Annotated in this window: 11 protein-coding genes; 6 read left to right on the top strand and 5 right to left on the bottom strand. The window is 62.1% G+C overall.

All coding sequences use genetic code 11. The features are described from left to right. Positions 1–33 precede the first annotated feature (33 nt). From yhjD to C1N62_RS00540, 3 genes are all read left to right on the top strand, one after another. The gene (gene yhjD, locus C1N62_RS00550) at positions 34–1089 is read left to right on the top strand and encodes an inner membrane protein YhjD (protein ID WP_137761807.1); all 1056 of its coding nucleotides are present in this window, start codon (positions 34–36) and stop codon (positions 1087–1089) included. Positions 1090–1418: 329 nt separating this feature from the next. Further along, positions 1419–2741 (top strand): MFS transporter, encoded by a 1323-nt coding sequence (locus C1N62_RS00545; RefSeq protein WP_137761806.1) that lies wholly within the window; start codon positions 1419–1421, stop codon positions 2739–2741. 108 nt (positions 2742–2849) lie between these two features. After that, the gene (locus C1N62_RS00540) at positions 2850–3608 is read left to right on the top strand and encodes a CDP-diacylglycerol diphosphatase (RefSeq protein WP_137761805.1); all 759 of its coding nucleotides are present in this window, start codon (positions 2850–2852) and stop codon (positions 3606–3608) included. A gap of 55 nt (positions 3609–3663) precedes the next feature. Here C1N62_RS00540 and C1N62_RS00535 read toward each other — a convergent pair whose 3' ends face one another. Together C1N62_RS00535 and pdeH are read right to left on the bottom strand one after the other, a co-directional pair. After that, positions 3664–5730: an AsmA family protein gene (locus C1N62_RS00535; RefSeq protein WP_137761804.1), complete on the bottom strand. Its 2067-nt coding sequence runs from the start codon at positions 5728–5730 to the stop codon at positions 3664–3666. A gap of 138 nt (positions 5731–5868) precedes the next feature. Continuing rightward, positions 5869–6660, bottom strand: a complete 792-nt coding sequence (pdeH, locus tag C1N62_RS00530; RefSeq protein ID WP_168195783.1) for a cyclic-guanylate-specific phosphodiesterase — start codon at positions 6658–6660, stop codon at positions 5869–5871. A gap of 333 nt (positions 6661–6993) precedes the next feature. Here pdeH and C1N62_RS00525 point away from each other — a divergent pair, with 333 nt between their 5' ends. After that, positions 6994–7926: a sugar kinase gene (locus tag C1N62_RS00525; RefSeq protein WP_137761802.1), complete on the top strand. Its 933-nt coding sequence runs from the start codon at positions 6994–6996 to the stop codon at positions 7924–7926. A gap of 39 nt (positions 7927–7965) precedes the next feature. Here the strand turns inward: C1N62_RS00525 and C1N62_RS00520 are convergent, their stop codons facing one another. From C1N62_RS00520 to hmsP, 3 genes are all read right to left on the bottom strand, one after another. Next, a complete protein-coding gene (locus C1N62_RS00520; RefSeq protein WP_137761801.1) occupies positions 7966–9441 on the bottom strand; it encodes a pitrilysin family protein in 1476 nt (491 codons plus the stop codon). A 297-nt stretch (positions 9442–9738) separates the two neighbouring features. After that, a complete protein-coding gene (locus C1N62_RS00515; RefSeq protein ID WP_137764859.1) occupies positions 9739–11022 on the bottom strand; it encodes a dicarboxylate/amino acid:cation symporter in 1284 nt (427 codons plus the stop codon). A 204-nt stretch (positions 11023–11226) separates the two neighbouring features. Further along, the gene (gene hmsP, locus C1N62_RS00510; RefSeq protein ID WP_137764858.1) at positions 11227–13287 is read right to left on the bottom strand and encodes a biofilm formation regulator HmsP; all 2061 of its coding nucleotides are present in this window, start codon (positions 13285–13287) and stop codon (positions 11227–11229) included. A gap of 740 nt (positions 13288–14027) precedes the next feature. Here hmsP and C1N62_RS00505 point away from each other — a divergent pair. Both C1N62_RS00505 and bcsQ read left to right on the top strand, forming a co-directional pair. After that, positions 14028–14477, top strand: coding sequence for a cellulose biosynthesis protein BcsO (locus C1N62_RS00505; protein WP_137761800.1), 450 nt, complete (start codon positions 14028–14030; stop codon positions 14475–14477). Next, entirely contained in the window at positions 14468–15271 is an 804-nt protein-coding gene (bcsQ, locus tag C1N62_RS00500; protein WP_137761799.1) for a cellulose biosynthesis protein BcsQ, read from the top strand. Before C1N62_RS00505 ends, bcsQ begins: the two co-directional genes overlap by 10 nt. The last annotated feature ends 6 nt before the right edge of the window (positions 15272–15277 follow it).

The following is a 15277-nucleotide window of genomic DNA, read 5'->3' as shown; positions in this document are numbered from 1 at the left end:
GCGCAAGCCCATACGCAAGGATACTGATACGTAATGCCTAATGATTCCGAACTGCACCGAGTGGCGCAGAGCAGCGACCACCCGACCATCAGCGAGCAGGCCAGCCAGCCAGTCAGCACCGACAAACCGCTGATTGATGTAAAAACCGGTAACGCCAGCGTTGACCGCCAGATTGGCCGCTTCTCGCGGTTGGTGGCGCGCGTGCAGGCGTGGCCGCCTGTCGCCCACATCATCCGCGCGATGGATCGCTTCAATGACCGGATGGGCAGCCAGTTTGGCGCGGCCATCACCTACTTCTCGTTTTTGTCGCTGATCCCGATTTTGATGGTCTCCTTCGCCGCCGCCGGTTTTGTGCTGGCGGCCCACCCGGATCTGCTGACGGAGCTGATCAACAAAATCGTCAACAGCATCAGTGACCCGGCGCTGGCGACCACCCTGAAGAACACCGTCAACACTGCCATCCAGCAGCGTACCGCGGTGGGGCTGACCGGCCTGCTGCTGGCGCTCTACTCCGGCATCAGTTGGATGGGCAATCTGCGTGAGGCGATCCGCGCCCAGTCGCGCGATGTGTGGGAGCGCAACCCGCAGGATCAGGAGAAGATTTACATGCGCTACGTGCGCGACTTCATCTCCTTGACCGGGCTGGTGGTGGCGCTGATCCTGACGCTCTCGCTCACTTCGGTGGCCGGCGCGGCGCAGGAGGCGATCGTCGAGGCGTTGGGGCTGTCGCACATTGAGTGGCTGCGCCCGGCGATGACGGTGATTGCCCTGAGCATCTCCATCATGGCGAACTATTTGCTGTTCCTGTGGATCTTCTGGATGCTGCCGCGCCACAAGCCGCGCAAGAAGGCGCTGTTCCGCGGCACGCTGATTGCCGCCATTGGCTTTGAGGTGATCAAGATGATCATGACCCTGACGCTGCCGAGCCTGGCAAAATCTGCCTCCGGCGCGGCCTTTGGTTCGGTGATTGGCCTGATGGCCTTCTTCTACTACTTCGCCCGCCTGACGCTGTTTTGTGCCGCCTGGATCGCCACCGCCAAATATAAGGGCGACCAGCCCGTCGGCACACCACCGGCAAAATCACGCTAAACCTCGCTATCATGCCAGCCGCCACCGGGTGGTTGGCATGATATTCTAATATATCACGCAAAAACCGCGCATTTATGCCGATTCGACGCGCGGCGCACAGTCAAAACCAGCATATCCCACTAGGGTGAAAATTTTCTTTGCCCTTTTTTCGGTCACATCCGCTGTGATTCATCCATACCGCAAACTTATGAAGCGCCGATCGGCGCATCTCAAAAAGATTATTCTTTTTTCCCGCTGGGCGCGGCTTTTGGCGCTTTTTTGCGCGTTGAAATGGCGCTTTGGACTGCTTAAGATGATTTTTTTACAATTAATCCTAATAAGAAACAATTATGCAAGCCACCATCGCACCGCCATTAGACAATGAGCAACAGTCCACACCGACCAACTCGCGCGGCAAAGTGATCGTTGCTTCCCTTATCGGTACTGCCATCGAGTTTTTTGACTTCTATATCTACGCCACTGCGGCGGTAATTGTGTTCCCACACATCTTCTTCCCGCAGGGCGATGCCACCGCCGCTACCCTCCAGTCGCTGGCGACCTTCGCCATCGCCTTCGTGGCGCGGCCGATTGGCTCGGCGCTGTTCGGCCACTTCGGTGACCGCGTCGGGCGCAAAGTGACGCTGGTCGCCTCGCTGCTGACCATGGGCATCTCCACCGTATTGATCGGCCTGCTGCCGGGTTACCAGTCCATCGGCGTCTTTGCCCCGATGCTGCTGGCGCTGGCGCGCTTCGGGCAGGGTCTGGGGCTGGGCGGTGAGTGGGGCGGCGCGGCGCTGCTGGCGACCGAGAACGCCCCGGCCAAAAAGCGGGCGCTCTACGGCTCCTTCCCACAGCTCGGCGCGCCGATTGGCTTCTTCTTTGCCAACGGCACCTTCCTGCTGCTCTCCTGGCTGCTGACCGATGAGCAGTTCATGAGCTGGGGCTGGCGCGTGCCCTTCATCCTGTCGGCGGCGCTGGTGCTGGTCGGCCTCTATGTGCGCGTGTCGCTGCATGAGACGCCGGTCTTCGCCAAAGTCGCCAAGGCGGGCAAACAGGTGAAGATCCCGATGGGCACCCTGCTGAGCAAGCACATGAAGGCCACCATCCTTGGCACCTTCATCATGCTGGCGACCTACACCCTGTTCTACCTGATGACCGTCTACTCCATGACCTACGGCACCACCGCGCAGCCGCTGGGGCTGGGCTACTCGCGCAACAGCTTCCTGTGGATGCTGATGGTGGCGGTGATTGGCTTTGGCGTGATGGTTCCTGTTGCCGGTATGCTGGCGGACGCCTTTGGCCGCCGCAAGACGATGATTGCGATTACGCTGCTGATGATTGGCTTCGCCTTTGTCTTCCCGAGCCTGCTGGGTTCCGGCAATCAGGCGCTGGTGATGGGCTTCCTGCTGTGCGGCCTGAGCATCATGGGGCTGACCTTCGGCCCGATGGGCGCGCTGCTGCCCGAGCTGTTCCCAACCGAAGTGCGTTACACCGGGGCCTCCTTCTCCTATAACGTCGCCTCAATCCTTGGCGCGTCGGTGGCCCCCTACATCGCCACCTGGCTGGCCACCCACTACGGGCTGTTCGCCGTCGGCCTCTATCTGGCCTCGATGGCGACCCTGACGCTGATCGCCCTGCTGCTGATGAAAGAGACCCGCCATCAGGCGCTGTAAGCCACGCCCCCACCAAAAGCCGGCCCTGTGCCGGCTTTTTTGTTGGCGCCAAGCGGGCCACGCACTATGCTGATTTCGCTGCCTCCCCCACCCTGAAAGGAATTCGCGATGGCTCTCCCTTTCCGTTACCGTCTGTGGTTCGGCCTGTTGATTGTGCTCTGCTTGCTGCTGGCCGGGGGCTGGCTCTGGCTGCGGCCAGCGCATCCGGATGCATTGTGGCGGATGGTCAGCGGGCAGTGCCTGCCGAACCAACAACGCAGCGGGCAGCCGACACCCTGCGCGTTGGTCAATCCGGCGGCGGGCTTTGTGGTGCTGAAGGATCGCAACGGGCCGCTGCAATACCTGCTGCTGCCGAGTGCCAGGATCAGCGGTATCGAAAGCCCGGAACTACTGGAGCGCGCCACGCCCAACTACTTTTTGCAGGCGTGGCAGGCGCGCGGGCTGCTGGCCCGCCGCCACGGCCGGCCGATTGATGACAGCGCGCTGGCCCTGACCATTAACTCTGAATGGGGGCGCACGCAGAACCAACTGCATATCCATATCTCCTGCCTGCGGCCGGAGGTGCAACAGCAGCTACAACAGGAGGCGGGGCGCGTGACTGGCCGCTGGCAACCGCTGCCCCAGCCGCTGCTTGGCGACCACTGGCTGGCGCGGCGCGTCACGCCGGAGGAGCTGGCGCAACAGGGCGCATTCCGCCTGCTGGCCGAGCTGCCGGAGGCCCGCGAGCATATGGGGCGTTATGGGCTGGCGATGGTGCGGGCGAAAAGTGGTGATTTCCTGCTGCTGGCACTGCAGCGTGATGTGCTGGCGTTCAACCTGGCCTCCGCTGAAAACTTACAGGATCATGACTGCCGGATAATTCATTAATAATCATATAAAACAAAGGCCGCTCCAAGGAGCGGCCTTTTTTCATCGGGCGAGGTTATTTGCTCGATTTCATCTTTTGCAGCAGCGGGCCGCACTGGTTCTCTTCGCCCTCGCTGGGGGAGATCAGCGCCAGCAGCGAGGCGGCCGGGCCGACGACCGCGCCCAGTGCCACGGCGGCGGCGCCACGGGCCAGCAGCGGGCCAGCTTTGACGCCAGCGTCCGGGTCTTTGAAGGTGCCGCGCACGTAGAGCGGCGAGCGCAGGGTAATGATGCGCAGGCCCTTGCTGTCCGGGTTGATGGAGAGATCGAGCCGTTCGGTGGCGAGGTTGGTGTTGCCGGTGATGTTGATCACTGCGTTCTCGGTATCGAACAGGAACAGCTGCGGTGTCGCCACGCCGTCGCGCACGCTGACATCCGCCGCCGCGCAGTTGATCGCCACCTCGTCATCGCCGAACAGCTTGCCGACCACGTAGTTGCCGACGTTCAAGCCAGCAATCTCCATCAGGTTGCGGCTAATCACGCCGTCATTGATCAGCAAGCGCATGGTGCCGTTGCTGGTGCCCAGCAGCGCCGAGACGGAGTTGCCGGTGCCGGTCAGGGTGGCGTCACCATTGAGCTGGCCGAGGCTACTGCGCATCGCTTCCACGTCCGGGAACAGCTGCTTGAGCTGGAAACCGCGCGCGTGCATGTCCACCCGGCCGCGCATCGGCGATTTATCCCCCTCCAGCCGCACCGTGGAGTTGAGGTTGCCGCCAGCCACGCCAAAGCGCAGCGGGTCTAGCAGGATCTCGCCGTTCTCCAGCTTCAGGTGGGTGCTCAGGTCGCTGATGGGCAGGGATTTGCCGTGCTCAATGCGTTTGGCGGCAAACTTCACGTCAGCGTCCATCACGTCCCAGCTCTCGGTATCGAACTTCTCGACCGGCAGCACTTTGTCAGCCGGTTGGCGCACCTCTTCACCGCGTTTCGCCTTCTCTTTATTGGAGTCGGCGCCAATCAGCGGCGCGAGGTCAGCAAAGCGCAACTGGCGGGAGACCAGATCGCCGGTCAGCTTGGGCCGCGGCTTGCTGGCTTCATAGGTGATGTCGCCGTGGATGTCGCTGTCGCCAATCTTGCCGTTGAAGTCACGGTAGTGGAAACGCGCGCCCCCCTTGCGCTGCAACTCCGCGGACAGGCGGCCATCGGTCTCGTAGGGCGGGGTCTGCGGCAGCAGCACGCCGGTCAGGCCGTAGAGGTCGGAGAGCGTCTCACCGGAGAGTTTCAGGCGCAGATCCAGCGCGCCGAGGTTGGCCGGATCAGTCAACGTACCGGCCACCGCCACGCGGGTGTTGCCGGAACGCACATCCGCCTGAATCGGGAAGGGGGTTTTCGTGTCTTTCAGCGCCAGCAGGCCGCCAATTTTGCCGCTGCCAGAGAGCGGCTGGCCTTTGTAGCGGCCACTCACTTTCCAGCCGAAGATGTAGTCTGGCGGCGCGTTGTCGGCACGTTTGTCATCCTCTTTATTGCCGGTCACCTCCGCATAGGGAAGCGGTTTACCCAGCGGGTCGATGATGGCGCGCACGTCCGCCTTGTTGATGGCGTCCTTGTAGTCCACCTGCCCACGGTCAAAGGCGATCTCGCCGATGTCCACTGACCAGCTGGAGGGTTGCGGGTTGGGATCGGGGTTCTGGCTGCTGGCGAGGTTGAACGTCCAGTTGTTCTTGCCGTTGGCGAGCTGTTGCAGCGCGGCATCCGGCTTGGTCAGGCGGATATGCGGGATGCTGACGGTTTTGCCCAGCAGCGCCAGCGGCGCGAGGGTGGCGTCAGCGCGTTGCAGCCTGACCATGTTGTTGCCGAGATCCTTGGTCTGCGGGATGCCCTCGGGGTTGCCGAGCACGATATCTTCAGCGTGGATGTGCGGCCACGGCACCCAGGCGCGCCAGCCCTGCTCCTCACGCTGGCGTGACCAGTCAACCCCGAGGTTCCCGCGGATCTCGAAGGACCGGTTCAGTTCGGTGGAGACTTTCTCATTGATGGTTGGTTTCAGGCGGTTCCAGTCAAACATCATGATGAACACCACCACGGCGACCACCAGCACCACCAGCACTCCCACGACCCAGCTGACTATTTTTCCTGTTCGCGACATGAGCTATTCCTGACAAATTATTGAGAGTTTCGTCAGATTAACAATAGTTTAAATTAGCCCATCTTGCCTGTGCGACGGCAGGGAAAATGCCCGCCAACCGGCCTGCGGCGGGGCCTGACGGGTGTGTAAGCCGGTGTGTCAGCCGGCAAAAAACAGCGGTAGCCCGCTCTTGGGATCAAAGGTTTGTGGGCGTGACATGTAGTAGCCCTGAGCGGCGTAGGCGTCAGAGGCGCAGACCATCGCCCACTCCTCGGCGGTCTCCACCCCTTCGATAATCACGCCCTTGCTGTAGCGGTTGAGCAGCGTCACCAGCGTGAAGAACAGCTTCGCCCCCTCGTCGCTCTGGCGCAGCAGAATAAACAGCTCACGGGCGATTTTGATGTACTCATACTGCCAGGCGGTAAAGGAGCAGAAGTTGGCCAGCCCGTTGCCGAAGTCATCGAGCCACAGCCGGTCGGCCTGCGCTATCTGCCCGAGCGGGCGCGTCAGGGCCATCTCCGCCTGCTCCACCAGCTCAAAGCGGGCGAACGGCATGGCGGCGATCCGCGCGCAGAGCGCCTGATCCTGCTGGATCGCCTCCAGCGACTGGCCGTCCACGTTGATGGAGGCCAGCAGCCCATGCTGCTCCAGCTGGGGCCGCCAGCGCTCCAGCAGATCCAGCTGCTCCTGGATGATGGTCAGCCGGCGCGGCACGCTGATGGCGGCAAAGTAGCGCTCGGGCGACTGGAACTTGGCCGGCTCAGCCGGATGGCTCACGGCAGTCAGCAGCTCCAGCCCCATCATGTGGCCGCTGGTAAGATAGATGGGCTGAAACTTATAGGCGCGCCGGCACTGTCGCCAGAAGCTCTGTTCCTTCGCGCGATCAATCACAGAGAATGATGGCGTTAACAAGCCAGACATCATCTTGGTTATCATCGTTGCTGCTGCCATGTACGAGGTGGGTAGATACCGGCATTCCTGTCCGGCTGGAATAAAAATGGCGTTTGGCCTGCCCCGCGCCAACCCGCGGACGCTCATTTACTATCGGCGCGGCGGGCCAAAACTTTACCCTTGGCGCACACTTTCTGGGCACACTGGCACCTTTTCGTTCCAGCCTAAAGTAAGCCACTGATCTTGCGCCCTCCGTGGCAAAATGCGATCCCGTCCAACAAACCTAAAACAGCGTTTTATTCTTATTGACTCCCGCCCGGCCTTCGGTTGAGACTGGAGCCAAGCCGCGGGCGATTGCCCGCCCCTCCCCCTTCGTTTAACGGGCCAGCCACCATGACCAGCAAGAAAATTGCCGTTATCGGCGAATGCATGATTGAACTGTCGCAAAAAGGATCTGAACTGAGCCGCGGGTTTGGCGGTGACACCCTCAACACCGCCGTTTACATCGCCCGGCAGGTGCCTGCGGAGGCGCTCAGCGTGCACTATGTCACGGCGCTCGGCACTGACAGCTTCAGCGCCGAGATGCTGGCCGCCTGGCAGCGTGAGCAGGTGGAGGTGGATCTGGTGCAGCGGCTGGAGAACAAACTGCCCGGCCTGTACGTGATTGAGACTGACGCGCAGGGCGAGCGCACCTTCTACTACTGGCGCAACGAGGCGGCCGCCCGCGACTGGCTGGATGGCCCGACGGCCCCGGCCATCTGCGAAAGCCTGCTCGGCTATGACTACCTCTACCTGAGTGGCATCAGCCTGGCGATTTTGACGCCAGAACGGCGCGAGCGTTTGCTGGCGCTGCTGCGTGACTGCCGCGCCCGCGGCGGCAAGGTGATTTTCGACAACAACTACCGCCCGCGCCTGTGGGCCAACCGGGAAGAGACGCAGGCCGCCTACCGCGCGATGCTGGCCTGCACCGACATCGCCTTCCTGACGCTGGATGATGAGGATGCGCTGTGGGGCGCGGTGCCTGCCGAGGAGGTGATTCGCCGTACGCGGGAACTGGGCGTCAGTGAGGTGGTGATCAAACGCGGCGCAGACGCCTGTCTGGTCGCCGATCCACAGGGGGAGCAGCATGAGGTGCCGGCGGTGCGACTGCGCGGCGATCAGGTGGTGGACACCACCGCCGCCGGCGACTCCTTCAGTGGCGGCTATCTGGCGGTGCGCCTGACCGGTGGTGACGCCGTCTCCGCCGCCCAGCGCGGCCACCTGACCGCCAGCACCGTGATCCAGCACCGCGGCGCGATCATTCCGCGCGAGGCGATGCCCGCATAAAAAAACCCGGCCTTGGCCGGGTTTTTTCTGCACGCGCGATCAGGGGGCGGTGGCCTCAGCCTTCGCCTCTTCAGCGGAGGGCACCACCGCTGGCGCGGGCTGCATCACGCTGCTGTAAGCCTCCTGCAACGCCGCCAGCCCCAGCTCCGGTTCGCCGGTGGGCTGCATCAGCACCAGCGTCGGATCGGTCGCCAGCTGCTGCTTCAGCTCCTGATTGAGCAGCGGCAGGCTCATGCCCGAGAGAAACGCCTGACGCAGCTTCTGGTACTGCTCCGGCGAGATGTCCACCACATCATTTTGCTGTGAGCGCAGGCGCTGCTCGGTCAGCAGCTCAGTGCTGGTGCGGGCGTAGGTGGCGAACAGCTTGGTCAGCTGGTCATTTTTCTGCGCCATCAGCGCGTCATACTCCTCCTGCGACAGCCCGTTCTCACGTACCTTCGCCAGCTCGGTCGCCAGCGCCTTCAGGTCATTCAGCAACATGCCGTTCGGGCTGTCCATGCGGATGGCGCACTGGCTGCGCTGGTACTGTACCTGGCAATCAAAGCCCAACGCTGGCGCTTTCGCCTTGCCAGCCAGCTGCTGTTGCAGGTGCATAAAGAGCGCCTCACGCGCCAGATCGCTGCGCCAGTAGTGGCTCAGGGCGCGGTCATCGCGGATCGGGTGCCACGGGGCATCCCACACCAGCGAGAGGCGATCCTGCGTCAGGTTGCTGTCTATCAGGGTCACGGCCTGCGGCGGCAGGGGTGACAGGGTGGGCAGCACCGGCGGGGTTTCACGCTTGCCGGTCAGGCCGCCGAAACTCTTGCCGATCTGCTCCGCCAGCGCGCGGCTGTCAACGTTGCCGACCACGTAGAGGGTCATGGCATCGGGCGTGTACCACTGGCGGTAGAACTGGGTCAGCGCCTCAATGCTGACCGGGCGGTCAGGGCGCTGGCCCGGATCGTGCGCCAGCAGCGGCGAGCCTTTCAGGCGATAGCGCCACCACGGGTCTTGCGCATCTGCCGGCTGGGTGGCGATCGGGTCTTGCAGGGTATCCAGCGCCGCCTGCACCGTCGGGGTGTCCGTCACCAGCGCGCCGGTGGTGTCCGCCAGCCAGGCGAGCGCCTCTTTGAGCAGCTCTGGCCGGTTGTTCGGCAGGCTCAGGTTATACAGGGTGTAGTCATATGAGGAGATGGCGGGGGGTGCTGGCCGCTCGCTGTCGATGGCCTGCTGCCACAGCGACTGAAGTTGCGGCGTGCTGAAGCTCTGGCTGCGAATTAGCGCCAGGTGTGGCAACAGGTGGGCAAAGCCGGTTTGCTGGGCGTTCTCCACCAGCGAACCGGCGCGCACCAACAGCCGTAGCTGGATGCGGTCGCTCGGACGCTGCGGCGTGGCGAGCATCTGCCAGCCAAAGCCGTTGTCGAGTTTGCCCTGCTGCCAGGCAGGATCGGGTTGTAGTGCTTCAGCCTGCACGCTGCTGCTGGCGGCGGCCAGCAGTAACCCACCAACTAAGAGACGAATTTTGGTGCCCTGCATGTGAACCCCTACTTAAAAATAGCTTTCCAATTTTTTATTGATGTCCTTTGTTCCATGCTCCTGGAACTCAGCCCTATCCTGTGTGCGTCAATCTTGCGGCTGGAGAAACATTATTCCTTTGACCGCGTACCCGTTCCGATGTCACCCGCAAAAGAGAAAAAAGTGGTGAGAAGAGCACCGGCAGGCCAGAAAAGGCGGGGCTATTATGAGGAAAAGCCACCACTTACATCAAGTAAAGGGTGGCTTTTAGCAGGAAAGCGCTGGCAATGGCGGCCAGATGCCGCGATTGCCCGCCTGTCAGGAGGAGGAGAGGCTGTTGGAAACCGGCTTTTTGTGGTGCAGCGTCGCGTGCAGCTGCTTGTCATCCAGCTGGCCGACCCACTTCGCCACCACCACGGTCGCCACACCATTGCCAATCAGGTTGGTCAGCGCGCGCGCCTCGGACATAAAGCGGTCGATGCCCAAAATCAGCGCCAATCCGGCGACCGGCAGGTGGCCGACGGCGGAGAGGGTGGCAGCCAGCACGATAAAGCCACTGCCGGTTACGCCAGCGGCCCCTTTCGACGACAGCAGCAGCACCACCAGCAGGGTGATCTGGTGCCAGACGTCCATGTGCGAGTTGGTGGCCTGCGCGATAAACACCGCCGCCATCGTCAGGTAGATGGAGGTGCCATCCAGGTTAAACGAGTACCCGGTTGGGATAACCAGCCCCACCACCGACTTCTTGCAGCCCAGCCGCTCCATCTTGTCGAGCATCCGTGGCAGCGCCGACTCCGAGGAGGAGGTGCCGAGCACAATCAGCAACTCTTCCTTGATGTAGCTGATAAAGCGGAAGATGTTGAAACCGGCGAAGCGGGCGATCAGCCCCAGCACCACCACCACGAACAGCACGCAGGTAATGTAGAAGCAGATGATCAGCTGGCCGAGTTGCACCAGCGAGCCGACGCCATATTTGCCGATGGTGAAGGCCATCGCCCCGAACGCCCCGATCGGCGCCAGACGCATGATCATGTTGATGATGCCAAAAATGACCTTCGAGAAGCTCTCGATCATGTTGAACATCAGCTGGCCCTTTTCGCCCAGATGGTGCAGCGCGAAGCCAAACAGCACCGCGAACAGCAGCACCTGGAGGATGTTGCCGCTGGCGAACGCGCCAATCACGCTGGAGGGGATGACATCCAGCAGGAAGGGAATGATGCCCTGCTGCTGCGCCTGCTCGGCATAGACCGCCACCGCCTTGGCGTCGAGCGCCGCGGGGTCAACGTTCATGCCGGCCCCCGGCTGGATGACGTTGACGATCACCAGACCGATGATCAGTGCCAGAGTCGAGACAATCTCAAAATAGAGCAGGGCGATGGCGCCCGTGCGGCCAACGGCCTTCATGCTCTCCATCCCGGCGATGCCGGTCACCACGGTGCAGAAGATCACCGGGGCGATAATCATTTTGATCAGTTTGACGAAGCCATCCCCCAGCGGCTTCATCTGCGCGCCGAGTTCAGGGTAGAAATGCCCGAGCAACACCCCAAGTGTGATCGCCGTCAACACTTGGAAGTAGAGGCTTTTAAACAGCTTTTTCATAATCCACGTCCTTTGCAAGAGAGAGCCGTCAGCGGCTGCCCACATGGGCATGGCGGCTGTCGCGAAAGTAACACCAAGCTAACAACAGGGAAATAACTTGTTACCCATTACGACATATCATCATGACAAATTAAGAGCTGAATCGATTCACTGACTGGGGGAGTGTCTGGGTTGCAGCAGGAAAAACGTGGGCTGGCGGGCCGCCTGTCAGGCGTGCCCGCTGGCGTCAGGCAGGTCGGGGTCTTCTGGCTGGAAAACGTAGGGGGGATGACGGCGCAACAGCATCTCAAAGGCGTTGCGCGGCATCGGGCGGGCAAACAGGTAACCCTGCCCCACCGGCACCTGATTCTCCTTCAGCCAGAGGAACTGGGCGGGCGTCTCGACGCCCTCGGCAATCACGCTGATGTTCATGGCGTGGGCGATGGAGTTAACGATGCGCACCATCACGTCATCCTCCGGCAGGCTGCCGGTGAAGCTGCGGTCAATCTTAATGATGTCCACCGGCAGGCAGCGCAGGCGATCCAGATACTCCAGGCTGGAGTAGCCCATGCCAAAATCGTCCAGCGCCACGGTGACGCCAGATTGGTGCAGTTCGGCGAGCAGCTTCAGCGCGCGATCCAGGTCGTCGATGCGCGCGGTTTCGGTGATCTCCAGCACCAGCGTGCCGGGCTTGATCTTGTAGCGGCTGAGCAAGGTTTTCAGCTCCAGCAGGAAGTTGCGGTGCTGGATCTGCACGCCGGAGAGGTTGACCGAGAGCGGCAGTTCAATCCCCTCGCGCTGCCAGTCCGCCAGAATGCGGCAGCCCTGCTCCAGCACCCAGTAGCCGAGCGGCACAATCAGGCCAATCTCCTCGGCAAACGGGATGAAGTCGGCGTCCAGACTGAAACTGCCATCCGGCATCTGGCGGCGCAACAGCGCCTCCGCCCCGGCGATGCAGCCGGTATTCAGGTCAATTTGCGGCTGGAGGAACAGCACAAACTCGTTGTGCTCCAGCGCCTGCAAGATGTCGCTCTCCTGACTCAGCCGCTGCTGGGTCTTACGCGTCAATTCCGGCTCGAAGAACAGGATCTGGTTTTTGCCTTGATGGTGGGCGGAGACCAGCGCGGAGCGGGCGTTGAGCACCAGCGTCTCGGCGCTCAGCGCGGTTTCGCCGCTGTAGTGGGCGATACCAATGCTGGCCACCGGCCGCACCGTCAGCTCCCCCTCGGTCAGCGGGGCGTTGAGCGCGGCCATGATGCGCCGCGCCAGCCGCATCGCCTGAAACGGGCGCTCGGTGTCACGCGCCAGAATGCTGAACTCGGTCGGCCCAAACTGCCCCAGCTCGTCATTGTCCGTCAGCTCGCTGTGGAGGCGCTCCACCAGCGTGCGCAGCATCGCGTTGCGCTGCGCCTCGCTGAGCACACCGGCCACCTCCTGCAGCGTCTCCACCCCCACCAGCAGCACATTGAAGCGCGGCGGATGCGGCCGGAAACGCAGGTATTGCGCCAGCAGCTCGGTAAACAGTGCGTCATTGGGCAGCGCCGTCACCGGGTGGCGCGGCCACTCGCGCGGGTTGTTGGTGAAGCGGCGGGCCAGCGTCTGTTGGTTGCGGTTGTAGTGGCGCGTCAGCATCCCCAGCTCATCATCCTTGTGCAGCGGCGGCACCGGCAGCTGGTGGTGCAAAATCTGCGTCTCATCCAGCGCCTCCAGCTCCCGCGCGATGCGGCGCAGCGGGTGCACCATCAGCCGGTTCATGCACCAGCTCACCGCCACCGACAGCACCAGCGCCATCAGCAGGAAGGTGGCGAGCAGGGTGATCATGATGCTGCGGATCTGCTGGTAGAGGCGGAAGGAGTCCGCCTGCAACACCAGATAGGCCAGCGGCTTGGGGTGGGCGGGCATCCGCTCCAGCGTATAGAGCGGCACGCTGATGCGCACCGGCAGTGAGAAGACGTTGGCGATCAGCGCTGGCACCGGCCGCTCCGCCGGGAAGTCGCCATGCAGCACCTGGATATTGTTCGGCAGCACCACGTCCGCGCGGGTCACGATGCCAAGGGGGCGGAAGGTGTTGAGCAGCCCGCGCGCCTGCGGCAGGTCTACGTTGAGCACCGCCTCCGCCAGCGGCTGGCGAATGGCGTGCGCCACCTGCTCCAGCTGCTGGGCGTAATCCTCCCGGCGCTGCTGCACCAGGTGGAAGAGCTGGATGGTGATAAAAATGCACAGGGTGACCACCGCCACGCCTGACACGGCCGCCATCTGTTTAATCGTCAATGAACGCCTGACCCGCAACATACATCTCCGTCACAGACCGGGGCCGCCATTAGCTCGCCCCAGTCGCGATAAATAGTTGAGAAGCGCACTCCGCGCGGGTGCGCCGCGCTATCGGCGCCCCCATCATCTGTTGATGAAGTCCGTCGAGCAACAGCCGGACGCCCTGCGCCCGGCAAGGCCGGCCACCATGTTAATACGCCAGCCGGGGAAGTAACAAACAGTTAAATTCATTGTTAAAAGGCATACTGGCGGCCGACCACACCCCACGGGCGACCGATCCGCATAATTCAGACTGCCGCTGCCCGGCTGGGGCGATTTTTTCTGCCAAAAACCCGCTTTTTTGGGCGGTTATACCCTGATTGCTGGCTTTCGTCAGCTTTTACCGGTTTTTTGCCCTGCCGCCACTGGTCTGACATTTATTATCAAGCATTAAAAATATTTAACGTATATGGCTGACGAATGGCTATCTTTTAGCATTTTCCACTTTTCAATCTCATATAGTTACATTATGGGAGTATTTAACCTGATTAATGAGATTAATCTCAGAGCAAATCACTCGACTGCTGTTAAGCCACGCAATTCGTTGCAAAACTGACCATCTATCAATCTTTTTCGATACTGATATATTAAGCGCGCTCCAGCGACAGGGCGCAGCGGCGCTATCCGATTCCCCCTCCCCCGCAGGAAATGGCCTCCCTCTTTTTGGTGTTTTTGCCGCTACCTTTTCCGGCAGCCACCTCCATCGTATAGGCAAGGTAATGAATAACTACGACGACATTAAAAGGTTCATCGAAAAAACCAACCTGGAAGGGATTGATTACAAGGAGCTTTCTGGCCAGGAGAAGGAGAACCCGGCACAGAACTGGGCCATCCTGCGCCAGCTTTCAGACACCCCGGCCGCACCGGGCGGCAGCCAGCGCACCACTCAGCCACCGCCGGTGGCAGCCCCGGCGCAGGAGTTCGCCACCTCCGGCCTGCTGGCGGCGCTGGCGTCCCAGCAACCTGTGGCCGTGGCCCCACCCGCCACACCCGTGCCGCCGCCTGCTGCCGCCCCGGCCGCGCCAGAGCCAGCCACGCCTGCCGCCCCGGCGGCTGAGCCAGCCTATACCCAGCTGTTCCGCCAGAAGCGTGCCCCTGCCCCAGTGGGCGACGCGCGCCGTGACACCCTGCTTCAACCCCTGTTAGAGATGATTGCAACATGCCGTTAGTCTGTGTCTGCTCGCCCAAGGGCGGCGTTGGTAAAACCACCCTGACCGCCAACCTGGCCTATGCGCTGGCACGCAGCGGCACCAAGGTGCTGGTGATTGATTTTGACGTGCAGAACGCCCTGCGGCTGCACTTCGGCGTACCGGTGACCGACGGGCGCGGCTTTGTCGCCGAATCCGCCACCTCGGCGGACTGGAGCCAGTTCATCCTGAAAGCTGGCTCCAACACCTTTGTGCTGCCCTATGGCGAGGTGGAGGAGGCGCAGCGCGAGGCCTTTGAACAGCGCCTCGCCCAGGATCCGGGCTTTTTGGCGCGCGGCCTGAACACGGTGCTCAACTACCCTGGGCTGGTGATCCTGGCGGACTTTCCGCCCGGCCCGAGCGCCGCGCTGAAAGCGATGAAAGCGCTGGCTGACCTGCACGTGGTGGTGATGCTGGCGGATACCGCCTCGCTGTCGCTGCTGCCGCAGATTGAGTCCCACCGCCTGATTGGCGCGCCGCTCAACAACCGCCACGGCCAGCATGTGGTGGTCAACCAGATTGACATGCGCCGCACCCTGAGCCGTGACGTGACCCAGTTCCTGGAGCAGCGGCTGGGCGACCGTTTGCTCGGCACCGTGCACCGTGATGAGTGCGTGCCAGAAGCCAACGCCTCGCAGCGCGCCATCATGGACTTCAGCCCGGTGTCGGCCGCCGCCTTTGACATTGAGCTGATCAGCAAAAAAATTGCCGCCCTGCTCGACATCAAGGTGGGCGATGGGGAGTTCCAGCCCGCCATCACCCCTACCCCCTACTGATTACGG

The organism is Nissabacter sp. SGAir0207 (genome assembly GCF_005491205.1).
Classification (GTDB): domain Bacteria; phylum Pseudomonadota; class Gammaproteobacteria; order Enterobacterales; family Enterobacteriaceae; genus Chimaeribacter.
The sequence above is the reverse complement of the archived record's forward strand: the minus strand, read 5'-3'. Positions and strand labels throughout refer to the sequence as shown.